The organism is Enterobacter cloacae complex sp.6700776, from assembly GCF_048284255.1.
Taxonomy (GTDB): Bacteria; Pseudomonadota; Gammaproteobacteria; order Enterobacterales; family Enterobacteriaceae; genus Enterobacter; species Enterobacter intestinihominis.
Map to the genome: position 1 here is coordinate 150,796 of NZ_JBLVYK010000007.1, position 17,436 is coordinate 168,231.

Consider the following 17,436-nt stretch of genomic DNA (forward strand, 5'->3'; position numbering starts at 1 on the left):
GCGATCGCTCCCGAAACACTAATCGTTGATTCTGTGCATCAGCGCCCACTGCATTGGGCATATGCTCAAAATAGCGTGCTAACCCCGTTGGATAATTGAGCATTGAGACAATGTGCTGCCGGGTGGTGACGATTATACTGAATGACGATTTTATAAAGCCAAAATTCAGTCAGGAAAATAAATATAACGCTGACGCTGAGTCGGAATAAATAAGAAAAGCTACTGGCTAAAACTGCGGAATTAAAAAAGGTATACGTAATGAGTAACGACATCTTCCCGAATAAATTTAAAGCGGCCCTTGCGGCGCATCAGATTCAGATTGGCTGCTGGTCTGCGCTGGCCAACCCCATCAGCACCGAAGTGCTGGGCCTGGCCGGATTCGACTGGCTGGTGCTGGACGGCGAACATGCGCCAAACGATATCAACACGTTTATTCCGCAGCTGATGGCGCTGAAAGGCAGCCACAGCGCGCCGGTGGTGCGTGTACCTACCAACGAGCCGGTGATCATCAAGCGTCTGCTGGATATCGGCTTCTACAACTTCCTGATCCCGTTTGTTGAAACGGAAGAAGAAGCGGTGCTGGCCGTAGCTGCCACCCGCTATCCGCCGGAAGGGATCCGCGGCGTGTCTGTCTCGCACCGCGCCAACATGTTTGGCACCGTGCCGGACTATTTCGCCCAGTCCAACAAGAACATCACCATTCTGGTTCAGATCGAGAGCCAGCAGGGGGTCGATAACGTCGACGCCATTGCCGCGACCGAAGGTGTCGACGGTATTTTCGTCGGCCCGAGCGATCTGGCGGCCGCCTTTGGTCATCTGGGCAACGCCAGCCACCCGGACGTGCAGCGGGCAATCCAGCACATTTTTGCCCGTGCCAAAGCGCACGGTAAACCGTGCGGCATTCTGGCGCCGGTGGAAGCTGATGCCCGCCGCTACCTGGAGTGGGGCGCAACGTTTGTCGCCGTCGGCAGCGACCTCGGCGTATTCCGCGCCGCCACGCAGAAATTAGCAGACGCTTTTAAAAAATAACCATCATTGAGGAAACAGATTATGACGCTGAAAGTGGGTTTTATTGGCCTGGGTATCATGGGCAAACCAATGAGCAAAAACCTCATCAAAGCAGGTTACTCACTGGTGGTTTTAGATCGTAATTCAGACGCGGTGGCAGAAGTGATTGCGGCTGGCGCAGAAACGGCGACAACTGCAAAAGCGATCGCCGAGCAGTGCGATGTCATTATCACCATGCTGCCAAACTCCCCGCACGTGAAAGAGGTGGCGCTGGGTGAGAACGGCATTATCGACGGCGCGAAGCCGGGTCTGGTGGTGATCGACATGAGTTCTATCGCGCCGCTGGCGAGCCGCGAAATCAGTGAGGCGCTGAAAGCGAAAGGCGTGGAGATGCTGGATGCGCCGGTCAGCGGCGGCGAACCGAAAGCCATCGACGGTACTCTGTCGGTAATGGTGGGGGGCGATAAAGCCGTGTTCGACAAATACTACGACCTGATGAAAGCCATGGCTGGCTCCGTGGTGCATACCGGTGAAATTGGCGCAGGCAACGTCACCAAGCTGGCAAACCAGGTGATTGTGGCGTTGAACATCGCGGCCATGTCCGAAGCACTGACGCTGGCCACCAAAGCGGGCGTTAATCCGGATCTGGTCTATCAGGCCATTCGCGGTGGTCTGGCGGGCAGCACCGTGCTGGATGCCAAGGCACCGATGGTGATGGATCGTAACTTCAAGCCGGGCTTCCGCATCGATCTGCACATTAAAGATCTGGCGAATGCGCTGGATACCTCCCACGGCGTGGGCGCGCAGTTGCCGCTGACTGCCGCCGTCATGGAGATGATGCAGGCGCTGCGTGCGGACGGTCTGGGCACCGCCGATCACAGCGCGTTAGCGTGCTATTACGAAAAGCTGGCGAAGGTTGAAATTGCTCGCTAATGACGTCCCGCCCGGTGGCGTTACGCTTACCGGGCCTACGGCTCAGGCATACAACTATGAAAATCGTAATCGCGCCAGACTCTTATAAAGAAAGCCTGTCTGCCACTGAGGTGGCGCAGGCGATAGAAAAAGGATTTCGGGAAATTTTCCCCGACGCTCATTACGTGTCTGTTCCCGTTGCTGACGGCGGAGAAGGTACGGTTGAAGCGATGATCGCCGCGACGCAGGGCACCTGGCAGCAGGCTGTCGTCACCGGCCCGTTAGGGGAAAAGGTGAAGGCCAGCTGGGGGATCTCGGGCGACGGTACCACCGCGTTTATCGAGATGGCCGCCGCCAGCGGCCTGGTACTTGTTCCTCCCGCGCAGCGTAACCCGCTGGTCACGACGTCGCGCGGGACGGGGGAGCTGATCCTCCGCGCGCTGGATAAAGGCGCGCGCAACATCATTATCGGTATCGGCGGGAGCGCAACCAACGATGGGGGCGCGGGTATGATGCAGGCGCTGGGCGCAAGGTTTACGGATGCGAACGGGACGGAGATCGGCTACGGCGGCGGCAGCCTGATGGCGCTGAACCGTATTGATATTTCTGATCTTGATCCGCGTCTTCAGGGGTGCGCAATCCGCGTCGCCTGTGACGTGACGAATCCGCTGGTCGGTGAAAGCGGCGCGTCGCGTATCTTTGGCCCGCAAAAAGGCGCCACGGAGGAGATGATCCTCGAACTCGACGCCAGTCTTAGCCACTACGCCAACGTGATCAAAAAATCGCTGCGCATTGACGTCAACCCGGTTCCGGGGGCAGGAGCGGCGGGCGGCATGGGCGCGGCGCTGATGGCCTTCCTGGGCGCTGAGCTGAAAAGCGGCATTGAGATTGTCACTCAGGCGCTCAATCTTGAAGAACATATTCACGACTGCACGTGGGTGCTGACGGGAGAAGGGCGCATCGACAGCCAGAGCATTAATGGCAAAGTGCCCGTCGGCGTGGCGAGCGTCGCCAAAAAATACCATAAGCCGGTGATAGGGATTGCCGGAAGTCTGACGCAGGATGTGGGTGTGGTGCATCAGTACGGCATCGACGCGGTGTTCAGCGTATTGACCCGCATCGGTTCACTGGAAGAGGCGTTCCAGGGAGCGTACGACAACATTTACCGCGCCTCGCGCAATATCGCGGCCACATTGCAGGTAGGCATGCGTAGCCAGGGGTGACAGCGGCGCGCAAACCCTCTATACTGCGCGCCGAAGCTGACCAGACAGTCGCCGCTTCGTCGTCGTCCCTTTCGGGGGAGACGGGCGGAGGGGAGGAAAGTCCGGGCTCCACAGGGCAGGGTGCCAGGTAACGCCTGGGGGGGAAACCCACGACCAGTGCAACAGAGAGCAAACCGCCGATGGCCCGCGTAAGCGGGATCAGGTAAGGGTGAAAGGGTGCGGTAAGAGCGCACCGCGCGGCTGGTAACAGTCCGTGGCACGGTAAACTCCACCCGGAGCAAGGCCAAATAGGGGTTCACATGGTACGGCCCGTACTGAACCCGGGTAGGCTGCTTGAGCCAGTGAGCGATTGCTGGCCTAGATGAATGACTGTCCACGACAGAACCCGGCTTATCGGTCAGCTTCAACTTCTTACGAAACCCCGCTTCGGCGGGGTTTTTGTTTTCTGAAGGTTGCATGCCGGGTCAGCGAAACGCCAAACGACATCAATTCTCAATTTTGCGACGCCAAGCACATTTCACTGCTTTACCGATTATGCGTTCCTTTCATCTGCTGCGCATGATCGTAATCACAAAATTTAACGCTATAAAAATAGAAAATTTTAGTGTTGAACAGATGTTGTGAATGTTGAATCAGTGATGCTGAATGTTATTCATTTGATAATTTAATATTGAATCTAAAAACATTCTTCTGGTGAATGTGTGATATATCCCACTCTTTAACCGGAAGCTGAGAAAATATTCCTGATAAAGTTGATAAACCACAAAAATGTTTTAAAAGAATAATGATGGTTTATTAACCTTTAATTGCCTGAAAGATAGTCTCTATTAATATTGTTAAGGCAAAAAAATTCATGCTGGTTATTGCCATAAAATAAATTTATTACCGAGGGTTTTGTTGATCAATATCAGCGTAATTGCGTATTTTTAGCTGTCTAACTGTTTGAATAATAAGATTATAAATCGATTTTAAATGTGGTTGTAAAAAGGGCATCCTGGCAAATTGTGAGTAACAGCACATACCCCCTGAAACAATATTGGGTAGAATCCGCTGCGTCATAGGGAAATAAGCGCAGAATATTATGAATACTATTATTCTACCGAAAACACAGCACCTCGTGGTATTTCAGGAAGTCATCAAAAGTGGCTCTATAGGTTCTGCTGCAAGACAACTGGGGCTGACGCAACCTGCCGTCAGCAAAATCATCAGCGACATCGAATCTTACTTTGGGGTAGAAGTGATGGTGCGTAAAAACACCGGCGTAAAACTCACTGCCGCCGGTCAGGTGCTGCTGTCCTACGCTGAGTCGATCACCCGCGAAATGAAAAACATGGTGAGCGAGATCAACAGCCTCAGTTTCAGTACCGTCATGGACGTCTCCTTCGGCTATCCGTCGCTGATTGGCTTCACCTTCCTGTCCGGGATGATCAAAAAATTCAAGGAAGTGTTCCCGAAGGCGCGCGTCTCAATGTATGAAGCGCAGCTCTCTTCATTCCTGCCCGCCATTCGCGATGGCCGGCTGGATTTCGCCATCGGCACGCTGAGCGACGGGATGTTGCTCCAGGATCTTCACGTTGAGCCACTCTTTGAATCTGAGTTTGTGCTGGTGGCGAGTAAATCACGAACGTGCACCGGCCCGACCAGACTGGCATCGCTCACGCACGAGCAGTGGGTGATGCCGCAAACCGATATGGGCTACTACAATGAACTCCTGACCACCCTGCAAGATAACCACATCAGCATTGAAAACATCGTCCAGACCGATTCCGTCGTCACCATCTATAACCTTGTTCTCAATGCCGATTACCTGACGGTGATCCCCCGTGACATGATTGCGCCATTCGGCTCGGACCAGTTTATTGTCCTGCCGGTGGAAGATGCATTACCCGTGGCGCGTTATGCCGCCGTGTGGTCAAAAAATTACAGTATTAAAAAATCGGCGTCAGTATTAGTTGAACTGGCAAAACAATATTCGTCGATGAATATCGAAAAACGACGATAGAAATAATGATGATTTAAAACACCCGGAGCGACGCTTTTTAACGCTCTGATACCCTGACTTTGCCTGAAAATAATGAATTATTATAACGAGGATATTATGCACATTACTTACGATCTCCCGGTGACCATTGACGATATTCAGGACGCCAGAAAAAGACTGGCGGGAAAGATCTATAAAACCGGTATGCCGCGTTCAAATTATCTGAGCGAACGGTGTAAGGGTGAGATATTCCTGAAATTTGAAAATATGCAGCGTACCGGTTCGTTTAAAATACGTGGGGCGTTTAATAAATTAAGCTCGCTGACCGATGCGGAAAAACGTAAGGGCGTGGTGGCCTGTTCCGCAGGGAACCACGCGCAGGGGGTGTCGCTCTCCTGCGCCATGCTCGGCATCGACGGCAAAGTGGTAATGCCTATGGGCGCGCCGAAATCCAAGGTGGCCGCCACGCGCGACTACTCCGCCGAAGTGGTGCTGCACGGCGAGAACTTTAACGACACTATCGCCAAAGTGAGCGAAATCGTCGAGATGGAAGGGCGCATATTTATTCCGCCTTACGACGATCCGAAAGTGATCGCCGGTCAGGGCACCATCGGCCTGGAAATCCTCGAAGATTTATACGACGTGGATAACGTGATTGTTCCCATCGGCGGTGGTGGTTTAATTGCCGGTATTGCGACAGCAATTAAATCCATCAACCCAACTATCAATATTATCGGCGTGCAGTCTGAAAACGTGCACGGAATGGCGGCGTCGTATCAGACCGGTGAAATAACGAACCACCGCATTACCGGCACATTAGCGGACGGCTGCGACGTGTCTCGCCCGGGTAATTTAACCTTCGAAATCGTTCGTGAACTGGTTGACGACATTGTGCTGGTCAGCGAAGACGAGATTCGCAACAGCATGATCGCGCTTATTCAGCGAAATAAAGTGGTTACGGAAGGTGCTGGCGCGCTGGCGTGCGCGGCGTTATTAAGCGGCAAGCTGGACCACTATATTCAGGGCCGTAAAACCGTCTGCATTATTTCCGGTGGCAATATTGATCTCTCCCGTGTTTCCCAAATTACCGGCTTCGTTGACGCATAAAGGTGACCTATGAGCAACACAGAAAGCATTATCGTTGGCCAGACAAAAACGTCCTCCTGGCGTAAATCGGATACCACCTGGACGCTCGGCCTGTTTGGTACCGCCATTGGCGCTGGCGTGCTGTTCTTCCCCATCCGCGCAGGCTTTGGGGGGTTGATCCCTATTCTGCTGATGCTGGTTCTGGCGTTCCCCATTGCCTTTTACTGCCACCGCGCGCTGGCGCGTCTGTGTTTGTCCGGCAGTAACGTCTCCGGCAACATCACCGAAACGGTGGAGGAGCATTTTGGTAAGACCGGCGGGGTGGTGATCACCTTCCTCTACTTCTTTGCTATTTGCCCGCTGCTGTGGATTTACGGCGTCACCATTACCAACACCTTTATGACCTTCTGGGAAAACCAGCTCCAGATGCCTGCCCTGAACCGCGGCGTGGTAGCGCTGTTCCTGCTGCTGCTGATGGCCTTTGTGATCTGGTTCGGTAAAGACCTGATGGTGAAGGTGATGAGCTACCTGGTGTTCCCGTTCATCGCCAGCCTGGTGCTGATTTCTCTCTCGCTGATCCCGTACTGGAACTCAGCGGTGATCGACCAGGTTAACCTTAGCGATATCGCCTTCACCGGTCATGACGGCATTCTTGTCACGGTGTGGCTGGGGATTTCCATTATGGTCTTCTCCTTCAACTTCTCGCCTATCGTCTCCTCGTTTGTGGTCTCCAAGCGCGAAGAGTACGAGCCGGAGTTTGGTAAAGAATTCACCGAGCAGAAATGTTCCAAAATCATCGGTCGCGCCAGCCTGCTGATGGTGGCGGTGGTGATGTTCTTCGCCTTTAGCTGCCTGTTTACGCTCTCTCCGCAGAACATGGCGGACGCCAAAGCGCAGAACATTCCGGTGCTCTCTTACCTGGCGAACCACTTTGCGTCGATGTCAGGCAGTAAATCCACGTTCGCCACGGTGCTGGAGTACGGCGCGTCCATCATCGCGCTGGTCGCTATCTTTAAATCCTTCTTCGGTCACTACCTGGGCACGCTGGAGGGGCTGAACGGCCTGATCGTTAAGTTCGGCTACAAGGGCGACAAGAAGAACGTCTCCGTGGGCAAGCTGAACACCATCAGCATGGTCTTCATCATGGGCTCCACCTGGATTGTGGCCTATGCCAATCCGAACATTCTTGACCTTATTGAAGCTATGGGCGCGCCAATTATCGCCTCTCTGCTGTGCCTGCTGCCGATGTACGCCATCCGCAAAGCACCGGCGCTGGCGAAATACAAAGGCCGGACCGAGAACATCTTCGTAACCGTGGTCGGCCTGCTGACCATTCTGAACATCGTGTACAAACTGTTTTAAACCAAAGCTCAGGAAGAGCGGAGCCATACCATGATTGAGTTTCCGGTAGTACTGGTCATTAACTGCGGATCGTCCTCTGTTAAGTTTTCGGTGCTGGACGCCGCAGGCTGCGATGCCCTGCTGACGGGCATTGCGGACGGCATCAACACAGAAAAAGCCTTTATTTCCGTGAATGGGGGTGAGCCAGTCAGACTGGCTCATCAGGACTACGAAGGGGCGCTGGCCGCCATCGCCCTGGAGCTGGAGAAGCGCGACCTGATGGGCAGCGTGGCTTTGATTGGCCATCGCATTGCCCACGGCGGCGATCTCTTCAGCGAGTCGACCCTGATCACGGAAGAGGTGATGGAGCAGATCCGCCAGGTCTCCCCGCTGGCGCCGCTGCATAACTACGCTAACCTGAGCGGCGTGGAAGCCGCAGAGCGACTCTTCCCCGGGGTGCAGCAGGTGGCGGTATTTGATACCAGCTTCCACCAGACCATGGCGCCGCAGGCGTATCTGTACGGCTTGCCGTACCGCTTTTTTGAAGAGCTGGGCGTGCGCCGCTACGGCTTCCACGGCACCTCTCACCGCTATGTGGCGGCGCAGGCGCACGCGCTTCTCGGGCTCTCCGCCGAAGACAGCGGCCTGGTGATTGCCCATCTCGGCAACGGGGCGTCCATTTGCGCGGTGCGTAACGGCAGAAGCGTGGACACGTCCATGGGGATGACGCCGCTTGAAGGACTGGTGATGGGCACGCGCTGTGGCGACGTAGATTTTGGCGCGATGGCGTGGATTGCCCGGCAGACCGGCCAGACGTTCGAGGATCTGGAGCGCGTGGTCAACAAAGAGTCCGGGCTGCTGGGGATCTCCGGCATCTCCTCCGATTTGCGCGTGCTGGAGAAAGCCTGGCATGACGGCAACGAGCGGGCGCGGCTGGCGATAAAGACCTTTGTCCACCGCGTAGCGCGGCATATCGCCGGTCATGCCGCATCCCTGCACCGTCTGGATGGCGTGGTGTTTACCGGCGGGATCGGTGAGAACTCCGTGCTCATACGCGCGCTGGTGGTGGAGCACCTGAAGGTGTTTGGCATCATCCTCGACGAGTCCAAAAATGCCCTGCCGGGCAGCGCGGGTGAGCGCGTGATCTCCACCGAGTCGTCCCGCGCGGCCTGCGCGGTGATCCCTACCAATGAAGAAAAAATGATCGCGCTGGACGCCCTCCGTCTTGGGAAGGTCACCCCGGCTGCGGCTTACGCCTGATAAAGCGAGAATCTGATGAAAGTAACAATCGATACGGGCGTCGCGCCTTACAGCGACGCATGGGCCGGGTTTTGCGGTGAAGAATGGAAAAACGCCGTTAACGTGCGCGATTTTATTCAGCATAACTACACCCCTTATGAAGGCGATGAAGCTTTCCTCGCGCAGGCGACGCCAGCAACGACGGCGCTGTGGCAGAAGGTGATGGTCGGCATTCGCCAGGAGAATGCCACCCACGCTCCGGTGGATTTTGACACCAACATCGCCACCACCATTACCGCGCACGGGCCGGGCTATATTGACCAGGAGCTGGAGACGATCGTCGGCCTGCAAACCGACAAGCCGCTCAAGCGGGCCCTGCATCCGTACGGCGGGATCAATATGATCCGCAGCTCGTTCGAAGCCTACGGTCGCGAGATGGATCCGCAGTTTGAATATCTCTTCACCGATCTGCGTAAAACCCACAACCAGGGCGTGTTTGACGTTTACTCCCCGGAGATGATGCGCTGCCGAAAATCCGGCGTGCTCACCGGTTTGCCGGACGGCTACGGGCGTGGACGCATCATCGGCGACTACCGTCGCGTGGCGCTGTACGGCATTAGCTTTCTGGTGCGCGAGCGTGAACTTCAGTTCGCCGATCTCCAGGGGAAACTGGAGCGCGGAGACGATCTGGAGGCCACGATCCGCCTGCGCGAGGAGCTGGCGGAGCATAAGCGTGCGTTGCTCCAGATCCAGCAGATGGCGGCGAACTATGGCTTTGATATTTCACGTCCGGCGATGAATGCGCAGGAAGCGGTGCAGTGGGTCTACTTTGCCTACCTTGCCGCAGTGAAATCCCAAAACGGCGGGGCGATGTCGCTGGGGCGCACGGCCTCGTTCCTCGATATCTACATTGAACGTGACATGCAGGCAGGAAGGCTGAACGAGGTGCAGGCCCAGGAGCTGATCGACCACTTCATCATGAAGATCCGCATGGTGCGCTTCCTGCGCACGCCGGAGTTCGACACGCTCTTCTCCGGCGATCCGATCTGGGCCACGGAAGTGATCGGCGGCATGGGGCTGGACGGGCGCACGCTGGTGACCAAAAACAGCTTCCGCTATCTGCATACCCTGCACACCATGGGGCCTGCGCCGGAGCCAAACCTGACGATCCTCTGGTCCGAACAGCTGCCGATCGCGTTCAAGAAATACGCCGCGCAGGTCTCGATCGTCACCTCCTCGCTGCAATACGAGAACGACGATCTGATGCGTGCCGACTTCAACAGCGACGACTACGCCATTGCCTGCTGCGTCAGTCCGATGGTGATCGGCAAGCAGATGCAGTTCTTCGGCGCACGCGCCAACCTGGCGAAAACGCTGCTGTACGCGATTAACGGCGGGGTGGATGAGAAGCTGAAGATCCAGGTGGGGCCGAAAACCGAGCCGCTGCTGGATGAGGTACTGGATTACGACACCGTAATGGCGAGCCTCGATCACTTCATGGACTGGCTGGCAGTGCAGTACATCAGTGCGCTGAATCTCATTCACTACATGCATGATAAATACAGCTACGAAGCCTCGCTGATGGCGTTGCACGACCGGGACGTTTACCGCACCATGGCCTGTGGCATTGCCGGGCTGTCGGTGGCGGCGGATTCCCTGTCGGCCATCAAGTACGCCACGGTAAAACCGGTGCGCGACCACACCGGTCTGGCGGTCGATTTCGTCATCGAAGGCGACTATCCGCAATACGGCAACAACGACGATCGCGTGGACAGTATCGCCTGCGATCTGGTTGAGCGCTTTATGAAGAAAATCCAGGCGCTGCCGACGTACCGCAACGCCGTGCCGACACAGTCGATCCTGACCATCACCTCCAATGTGGTTTACGGGCAGAAGACCGGCAACACGCCGGACGGACGTCGCGGCGGTACACCGTTTGCGCCTGGCGCCAACCCGATGCACGGGCGCGACAGAAAAGGAGCGGTGGCGTCGTTGACCTCGGTCGCCAAGCTGCCGTTCACCTATGCCAAAGACGGGATCTCCTACACCTTCTCCATCGTGCCGCAGGCACTGGGCAAGGACGAGCTGGTGCGCAAAACCAACCTTGTCGGGCTGCTGGACGGGTACTTCCACCACGAAGCGACCATTGAGGGCGGGCAGCACCTGAACGTCAACGTGATGAACCGGGAGATGCTGCTGGATGCCATCGCCCATCCGGAGAACTATCCGAACCTGACGATCCGCGTTTCAGGCTATGCGGTGCGGTTTAACGCTCTGACGCGCGAGCAGCAGCAGGACGTGATTTCGAGGACGTTTACGCAGGCGATCTAACACAGGCTCCATCTTCAGCCTCCTCAGATGAGGAGGCTTTTAATTTTGTGAACACCGTCAATTTTAGAAAACTCGCTCTCTTTTCTGCTATCCCGAAGTAATATTTTCCTCTCGCCTAAGGAAATCCCTATAAAAGTTGTGACTTTTTTCTCCCGCGCTCCGGATATGATCTCCCCATACCAATAACTCACACCTGCACCCTCTGACTCGCAATCGCTGGCGATCGGAACCTTATAAAAACAAATCGTTACCCTACAAAATAAGCGAGTGCCCAATGAATATGGCAACAAACAGCAGTGTGATTGTGAGTGATTCCCCTGCGGCAAGGCGGGCGGGAATGAGCGAAAGCGAATGGCGAGAGGCGATTAAATTCGACAGCACCGATACGGGCTGGGTCATCATGAGTATTGGGATGGCTATCGGCGCGGGCATTGTTTTTCTTCCGGTGCAGGTTGGATTAATGGGGCTATGGGTATTTTTACTCTCGTCGATAATTGGTTATCCGGCCATGTACCTGTTCCAGCGCCTGTTTATTAATACGCTGGCGGAATCACCGGAATGTAAAGACTATCCGAGCGTTATTAGCGGATATTTAGGCAAAAACTGGGGCATCTTATTGGGTGCACTTTATTTCGTGATGCTGGTGATCTGGATGTTTGTCTATTCGACGGCCATTACAAACGACAGCGCATCCTATTTACACACCTTCGGCGTAACCGACGATTTGCTCTCGGAAAATCCGTTCTACGGCTTATTCCTGATCTGCATTCTGGTCGCCATTTCGTCGCGCGGTGAAAAGCTGCTGTTTAAAGTCTCCAGCCTGATGGTGCTGACCAAATTATTTGTGGTGGCGGCGCTGGGGCTTTCGATGATTGGCCTCTGGCATTTAGCCAACGTCGGCATGCTGCCGCCAATGGGGCTGCTGATTAAAAACGCCATTATTACGCTGCCTTTCACCTTAACCTCCATTCTGTTTATTCAGACATTAAGCCCGATGGTGATTTCCTATCGTTCAAGGGAAAAATCCGTTGAGGTGGCGCGGCATAAAGCGCTGCGGGCAATGAATATCGCCTTTGGCGTGCTGTTTGTGACGGTCTTTTTCTACGCTGTCTCCTTCACCCTGGCGATGGGGCACGACGAGGCGGTAAAAGCCTATGAGCAGAATATTTCCGCCCTGGCAATCGCAGCACAGTTTATCAGCGGTGACGGCGCGGGCTGGGTCAAAATCGTCAGCGTAATCCTCAATATTTTCGCTGTGATGACCGCGTTCTTTGGCGTCTATCTCGGCTTTCGTGAGGCGACGCAGGGCATTGTGATGAACATCCTGCGCCGCAAAATGCCGGCGGAGAAAATCAATGAAAATGCCGTCCAGCGCGGGATTATGCTGTTTGCCATCCTGCAGGCCTGGAGCGCGATTGTGTTAAACGCGCCGGTGCTGAGCTTCACTTCCATCTGTAGCCCTATTTTCGGGATGGTGGGCTGCTTAATTCCGGCGTGGCTGGTCTACAAAGTGCCCGCACTTCATAAATATAAAGGCGTATCGCTGGTGATTATTGTGATTACCGGGCTGCTGCTTTGTGTTTCTCCTTTCCTCGCCTTCTCATGAGGTTAAATAAGGTCGTAACGATGTCTGAGCAAATTAATCCTTTATGGAACCATTTTATTCGCGCGGTGCAGGAAGAGGTAAAGCCTGCGCTGGGCTGTACCGAACCCGTCTCGCTGGCGCTGGCGTGCGCGATGGCTGCCGGACAGCTTGACGGTGAGGTGACGCGTATCGAGGCGTGGGTATCGCCGAACCTGATGAAAAACGGGCTTGGCGTAACGGTGCCCGGTACCGGTATGGTCGGTTTACCCATCGCGGCCGCGCTGGGGGCGACAGGCGGTAATGCACACGCCGGGCTGGAGGTGTTGAAAGACGCGTCGTCCGAGGCGCTAACGCGCGCCAAAGCACTGCTGAACGCGGGTCTGGTGCAGGTAAAATTGCAGGAGCCGTGCGATGAGATCCTCTATTCACGTGCCTGCGTTTACGTCGGTGAATCCTCGGCGATGGTGACCATCGCCGGCGGGCACACCCGTGTGGTGGAGATGGTGTGTCAGGGCGAAACGCGCTTCAGGCTTGACGATAATCAGAGCCAGAACAGCGACGATCCGCTGGAGGTGCTCTCGACCACCACGCTGTCGCAGATCCTTGAGTTTGTGGAACAGGTGCCGTTCGACGCGATCCGCTTTATCCTCGATGCGGGACGGCTGAACGATGCGCTCTCCCGGGAAGGTTTACGTGGCAACTGGGGGTTGCATATTGGTGCGACGCTCAATAAACAGCGCACACGCGGATGGATGGCGCAGGATCTGGGTTCAGACATTGTTATCCGCACCAGCGCAGCCTCGGATGCCCGCATGGGGGGCGCGACACTGCCGGCGATGAGCAACTCGGGTTCCGGGAATCAGGGCATCACCGCCACCATGCCGGTGGTGGTGGTGGCTGAGCACGTTCAGGCCGATGACGAACGGCTGGCGCGGGCGCTGATGCTCTCGCACCTGTCGGCGATCTATATCCATTACCAGCTTCCGCGCTTGTCCGCGCTGTGTGCGGCGACAACGGCCGGAATGGGGGCCGCCGCAGGGATGGCGTGGCTGATGGGCGGTTCTTACCAGACCATTGCCATGGCGATCGGCAGTATGATCGGCGACGTCAGCGGGATGATCTGTGACGGGGCGTCTAACAGTTGCGCAATGAAGGTCTCGACCAGCGTCACCAGCGCCTGGAAAGCCGTGATGATGGCGTTGGATGATACTGCCGTGACGGGTAATGAGGGGATTGTGGCGCACGACGTGGAGCAGTCGATCGCGAACCTGTGCGCGCTGGCGTGCCGCTCGATGCAGGCAACGGACCGGCAGATTATTGAGATTATGGCGAGTAAGGTGTAAAAATTTCCCCTCACCCCAACCCCTCTCCCCATAGGGGCGAGGGCTCGATCGTTCCCTCTCCCCTTTGGGGAGAGGGCTAGGGTGAGGGGCGAGTCTGTTCTTTAAACCGGCAAATCAATCAGCAGCGCGCGCAGCGGCGTATCCGCCACCAGGGTGATATTCGCTTCATCACGAATAAACGCGCCGTCGCCGCAGGTGAGCGCCTCTTTCTCTTCCGCGTGCGTCACCGCATGCACCGTTCCGTGTATGGACTGCAGATAGGCGCGCGGGCCATGAAGCTGGAAGCTTGCCTGTTCACCTTTTTTCAGTTCGATATGGTGCAGCCACACCTGCTGGCGCAACTGCAGGCTGCCTTTGCTGCCATCAGGGGATGCAATCAGCTGCTGTTTATCGCCCTTCAGATCGATTTTTTGCACCAGCGGATTTTCCCGCTCCGGACAGGCATCCAGCCACAGCTGCATGCGGGTCAGCGTTTTGTCTTTGCTGAGGTTATGCTCGCTATAGCTAATACCCGGCTGCGTGGAAATTAACAGCGCCTCGCCAGCCTTCGCCTGGACATGATTGCCCTCGCTATCGCGGTATTCTGCCTCGCCTTCCAGGATCAGGTTCAGGATATCGACTTTCGGGTACGTGCGCGGCTGGAAGGACGCGCCCGGGGCGAGCACTTCCTGGTTCAATACGCGCAGTGAAGCGTAACCGAGAAGTTTAGGGTCAAAGTAGTGTCCAAAGGAAAAGGTGTAGCGGGCCTGCAACCAACCGAAATCGGCTTGTCCGCACTGTTTCGCTGTTCTTGTCGTAATCATAAACTTGACCTCTCTTTACACTAAATCAATGGTAAAGGTATGGACGCTGCATTGTTAGCCAGATATTCTGCCCGGTATGTTCAAATTTCCTGAATGAGAACGAGATGGCTAAAGAGAGAGCATTGACGCTTGAGGCGCTTCGCGTCATGGACGCGATTGACAGGCGCGGCAGTTTTGCCGCGGCGGCAGATGAACTGGGGCGCGTTCCGTCTGCGCTGAGCTACACCATGCAGAAGCTGGAGGAAGAGCTGGACGTGGTGCTTTTTGACCGCTCCGGTCATCGAACAAAATTCACCAATGTCGGCCGAATGCTGCTGGAGCGCGGCCGCGTGCTGCTGGAAGCGGCGGATAAGCTGACGACTGACGCCGAAGCGCTGGCGCGCGGTTGGGAAACCCATCTGACGCTCGTGACCGAAGCGCTGGTGCCAACCGAAGCGCTGTTCCCACTGGTGGACCGCCTGGCGGCGAAGGCCAATACGCAGCTGTCGATCATCACCGAGGTGCTGGCAGGGGCGTGGGAGCGCCTGGAGACGGGCAGGGCAGATATCGTTATTGCGCCGGACATGCACTTCCGCTCATCGTCAGAAATTAACTCGCGCAAACTGTACAGCGTGATGAACGTCTACGTCGCTGCGCCGGGTCACCCGATCCATCAGGAGCCGGAACCGCTCTCTGAGGTCACGCGCGTGAAATACCGCGGCGTGGCGGTGGCGGATACCGCGCGCGAGCGCCCGGTGTTAACGGTGCAGTTGCTGGATAAACAGCCGCGTCTGACGGTGACGTCGCTGGAAGATAAGCGTCAGGCGCTGCTGGCGGGGCTGGGCGTGGCGACCATGCCGTATCCGTTCGTCGAAAAGGACATTGCAGAGGGACGACTGCGCGTTGTCAGCCCGGAATACACCAGCGAAGTGGATATTATTATGGCGTGGCGTCGTGACAGCATGGGCGAAGCCAAATCATGGTGTTTACGCGAAATTCCGAAGCTTTTCACGCAATATAATAAATAAAATCGTAATTTGTAGGCCCGGTAAGCGAAGCGCCACCGGGCTTTTTTTTATGCGCAGATCTTCGGATCCGGACCAAAGCGGTTTTCTCCCGGCGTTCCGCTCTGACAGTTGAAAATCAAAATCACGATCCAGCCGATAAGCGGGATCAACAGCAACAGCAGCCACCACGCCGAACGGTCGGTGTCGTGAAGACGACGAAACAGTACGGCCCATGAAGGCAGCAGAACCAACACACCATAAATGGTGGTGAGAATGCCTTCGCCCCCCTCGCGTTCCCAGCCGAGGATTTTGTCCACAATACCCAGCACCATAATCAGGACGAAGTTCACCAGAACGAACATCCAGTACTCTTTACGGCGGGCACGGCCACCAAATCCAACGTAGTTGCGCAGTACTTTTAAATACCAGTCCATTTTTCCTTGCCTCTTAGTCAGTCAATCACTTGTTTTCTAAGCGATCGAGGTAAGGATAGATGTATGCCGTGAATTAAAAAAGGGAATCAATTGATTCCCTAAATAATTATCCGAAACGCACGTCGCGCCCGTGTGGTTCGTCCAGATCCTGCCACGGACCAATGGAGATAATGCCCGTTGGGTTGATGGTCTTATGACTGCGGAAATAGTGGGTGCGAATATGGTCAAAATTGACCGTCTCCGCAATCCCCGGCATCTGATAGATGTCGCGCAGGAAACCGTGCAGGTTCAGATAATCGCTGATGCGATGCTTGTCGCACTTGAAGTGGGTGACATACACCGGATCGAAGCGGATCAGCGTCGTCCACAGGCGGATGTCTGCTTCGGTGAGGCGATCGCCCGTTAAATAACGATGCTGGCCGAGGATCTGCTCCAGACGTTCCAGGGATCCAAACACGTTGCCGACCGCTTCGTCGTACGCTTCCTGACTGGTGGCAAAACCGGCTTTATAGACGCCGTTGTTGACGTTGTCGTAGATCCAGCCGTTCAGCTCGTCAATTTTCTCGCGCAGCTCAACCGGATAGTAATCCCCGGCGCGGGCGCCGTGCGCGTCAAACGCGGTATTGAACATGCGAATGATTTCAGCGGATTCATTGCTGACGATCGTCTGGTTTTTCTTGTCCCACAGCACAGGCACCGTTACGCGTCCGGTGTAGTGCGGATCGGCGCGCAGATAGAGCTGATACAGGAAATCGTGATGATAAAGCTCATCACCCGTCGCGGCCGGGAAGTCACTGTCGAACGTCCAGCCGTTTTCCAGCATCAGCGGGTTGACCACCGAAACCGGAATTAGCGATTCGAGACCTTTAAGTTTGCGCACAATCAGCGTGCGGTGCGCCCACGGACAGGCGAGAGAAACATACAGATGATAACGATCTTTCTCCGCCGCAAAGCCCCCTTCGCCACTCGGGCCGGGTGCGCCGTCGGCGGTCAGCCAGTTACGGAAGGCCGAAACAGAGCGCTTAAAGCGTCCACCGGTGGATTTGGTGTCATACCAGACATCCTGCCAGACGCCGTCTACGAGTTGTCCCATTTTTTTCTCCTCCGTCAGATAGCAAAAGCGAGGAGATGTCTCCTCGCTTTGAATGTAATCAGTATAGCGTG

14 protein-coding genes and 1 other RNA gene are annotated in these 17,436 nt (G+C 55.7%); 12 read left to right on the forward strand and 3 right to left on the reverse strand.

Annotated elements, in window-relative coordinates; all coding sequences use genetic code 11:
• Positions 1–258 precede the first annotated feature (258 nt).
• The 11 genes from garL to ACNQ0T_RS13280 all read left to right on the forward strand — a co-directional run bounded on the left by garL (position 259) and on the right by ACNQ0T_RS13280 (position 14,049).
• On the forward strand, positions 259–1,029 hold the full coding sequence (gene garL, locus ACNQ0T_RS13230) for a 2-dehydro-3-deoxyglucarate aldolase (protein WP_003862676.1): 771 nt from the start codon (positions 259–261) through the stop codon (positions 1,027–1,029).
• Positions 1,030–1,050: 21 nt separating this feature from the next.
• The gene (garR, locus tag ACNQ0T_RS13235; protein WP_022649490.1) at positions 1,051–1,941 is read left to right on the forward strand and encodes a 2-hydroxy-3-oxopropionate reductase; all 891 of its coding nucleotides are present in this window, start codon (positions 1,051–1,053) and stop codon (positions 1,939–1,941) included.
• A 56-nt stretch (positions 1,942–1,997) separates the two neighbouring features.
• Positions 1,998–3,143, forward strand: coding sequence for a glycerate 2-kinase (gene garK / locus ACNQ0T_RS13240; RefSeq protein ID WP_022649489.1), 1,146 nt, complete (start codon positions 1,998–2,000; stop codon positions 3,141–3,143).
• 32 nt (positions 3,144–3,175) lie between these two features.
• Positions 3,176–3,552: RNase P RNA component class A (rnpB, locus tag ACNQ0T_RS13245), an RNA gene on the forward strand.
• A gap of 672 nt (positions 3,553–4,224) precedes the next feature.
• Complete coding sequence (gene tdcA, locus ACNQ0T_RS13250) at positions 4,225–5,145, forward strand: transcriptional regulator TdcA (RefSeq protein ID WP_023298702.1); 921 nt, start codon at positions 4,225–4,227, stop codon at positions 5,143–5,145.
• 96 nt (positions 5,146–5,241) lie between these two features.
• Positions 5,242–6,231 (forward strand): bifunctional threonine ammonia-lyase/L-serine ammonia-lyase TdcB, encoded by a 990-nt coding sequence (tdcB, locus tag ACNQ0T_RS13255; RefSeq protein WP_023298701.1) that lies wholly within the window; start codon positions 5,242–5,244, stop codon positions 6,229–6,231.
• A gap of 9 nt (positions 6,232–6,240) precedes the next feature.
• Positions 6,241–7,572 carry a threonine/serine transporter TdcC gene (tdcC, locus tag ACNQ0T_RS13260; protein WP_022649486.1) on the forward strand — a complete coding sequence of 444 codons (1,332 nt, stop codon included), beginning with the start codon at positions 6,241–6,243 and terminating at the stop codon, positions 7,570–7,572.
• A 30-nt stretch (positions 7,573–7,602) separates the two neighbouring features.
• A complete protein-coding gene (gene tdcD / locus ACNQ0T_RS13265; RefSeq protein ID WP_063147857.1) occupies positions 7,603–8,811 on the forward strand; it encodes a propionate kinase in 1,209 nt (402 codons plus the stop codon).
• A 15-nt stretch (positions 8,812–8,826) separates the two neighbouring features.
• Positions 8,827–11,121: a formate C-acetyltransferase gene (gene pflB, locus ACNQ0T_RS13270; RefSeq protein WP_171936158.1), complete on the forward strand. Its 2,295-nt coding sequence runs from the start codon at positions 8,827–8,829 to the stop codon at positions 11,119–11,121.
• Between the two features lie 274 nt (positions 11,122–11,395).
• Positions 11,396–12,727, forward strand: a complete 1,332-nt coding sequence (locus tag ACNQ0T_RS13275) for a hypothetical protein (protein WP_417930127.1) — start codon at positions 11,396–11,398, stop codon at positions 12,725–12,727.
• Positions 12,728–12,747: 20 nt separating this feature from the next.
• On the forward strand, positions 12,748–14,049 hold the full coding sequence (locus ACNQ0T_RS13280) for a serine dehydratase subunit alpha family protein (protein WP_058646857.1): 1,302 nt from the start codon (positions 12,748–12,750) through the stop codon (positions 14,047–14,049).
• Between the two features lie 101 nt (positions 14,050–14,150).
• Here ACNQ0T_RS13280 and ACNQ0T_RS13285 read toward each other — a convergent pair whose 3' ends face one another.
• Positions 14,151–14,852, reverse strand: a complete 702-nt coding sequence (locus tag ACNQ0T_RS13285; RefSeq protein WP_022649481.1) for a pirin family protein — start codon at positions 14,850–14,852, stop codon at positions 14,151–14,153.
• Between the two features lie 104 nt (positions 14,853–14,956).
• Between ACNQ0T_RS13285 and yhaJ the strand changes: the two genes are divergently transcribed.
• Positions 14,957–15,859 carry a DNA-binding transcriptional regulator YhaJ gene (gene yhaJ / locus ACNQ0T_RS13290; protein ID WP_022649480.1) on the forward strand — a complete coding sequence of 301 codons (903 nt, stop codon included), beginning with the start codon at positions 14,957–14,959 and terminating at the stop codon, positions 15,857–15,859.
• A gap of 47 nt (positions 15,860–15,906) precedes the next feature.
• On the opposite strand, the gene ACNQ0T_RS13295 is transcribed toward yhaJ, so the two are convergent.
• Both ACNQ0T_RS13295 and ACNQ0T_RS13300 read right to left on the reverse strand, forming a co-directional pair.
• Positions 15,907–16,272 carry a DUF805 domain-containing protein gene (locus ACNQ0T_RS13295; protein WP_022649479.1) on the reverse strand — a complete coding sequence of 122 codons (366 nt, stop codon included), beginning with the start codon at positions 16,270–16,272 and terminating at the stop codon, positions 15,907–15,909.
• A 106-nt stretch (positions 16,273–16,378) separates the two neighbouring features.
• Positions 16,379–17,365: a glutathione S-transferase family protein gene (locus ACNQ0T_RS13300; RefSeq protein WP_003862653.1), complete on the reverse strand. Its 987-nt coding sequence runs from the start codon at positions 17,363–17,365 to the stop codon at positions 16,379–16,381.
• Positions 17,366–17,436 lie beyond the last annotated feature (71 nt).